Below are 884 nucleotides of genomic sequence, written 5' to 3'. Positions count from 1 at the left end.
ACCGATCCTCGCCTGCTGCAGCCATGGCGACCTCCGCGGCGCTCTCYACCGCCGCCAATCCCACCCAGCTCTRCCGGTCCCGCGCTKCGCTGGGCAAGCCRGTGAAGGGGCTTGGCCTGRGSATGGGCCGSGAGCGCGCCCAGCGGAGCATYRYGTGCCAGGCGGCGAGCAGCATCYCCGCCGACCGCGTCCCCGACATGGAGAAGCGGAAGCTGATGAACCTCCTCCTCCTCGGCGCCATMTCGYTGCCCACCGTCGGCATGGTCGTCCCCTACGGCGCCTTCTTCGTCCCYGCCGGCTCCGGGRACGSCGGCGGCGGGACCTACGCSAAGGACAAGCTGGGCAACGACATCACGGTGGAGGMGTGGCTCAACACGCACGGTCCCAACGACCGCACGCTCGCGCAGGGGCTCAAGSGTGACCCCACGTACCTGGTGGTGGAGCAGGACAAGACGCTGGCCACCTACGGGATCAACGCCGTGTGCACYCACCTCGGCTGCGTCGTGCCGTGGAACGGCGCCGAGAACAAGTTCATCTGCCCMTGCCAYGGATCCCAGTACAACAACCAGGGCAWGGTGGTCCGYGGACCGGCGCCTCTGTCGCTGGCCCTGGTTCACGCCGACGTCGACGACGGCAAGGTCCTCTTCGTCCCGTGGGTGGAGACCGACTTCAGGACCGGCSAGGACCCGTGGTGGARKGCATGAGGATGATCCGRAACMAGCGGTGCTCAGTGCTCACACATGAGACCTAYGTATGCCTCCGTTCCTTGTGATGAGGAAATAKGCTTGCGTTCGTTCTCCGTGGGCGTTGTTCCTACAAATTCACTTGCTCTTTGTCTCTCTCTATATATACACACTGTATAAAACAAGAACAGCTGTTTATCA

General features: G+C 63.9%; 1 protein-coding gene. It reads left to right on the top strand.

Annotated elements, in window-relative coordinates; all coding sequences use genetic code 11:
• Positions 1–23 precede the first annotated feature (23 nt).
• A complete protein-coding gene (gene petC / locus FWJ25_RS20605) occupies positions 24–704 on the top strand; it encodes a cytochrome b6-f complex iron-sulfur subunit (RefSeq protein WP_497755920.1) in 681 nt (226 codons plus the stop codon).
• Positions 705–884: the final 180 nt, after the last annotated feature.

It is taken from the genome of Marinobacter salinexigens, from assembly GCF_008370345.1.
Taxonomy (GTDB): domain Bacteria; phylum Pseudomonadota; class Gammaproteobacteria; order Pseudomonadales; family Oleiphilaceae; genus Marinobacter; species Marinobacter salinexigens.
This window is presented reverse-complemented; position numbering and strand designations above follow the sequence as displayed.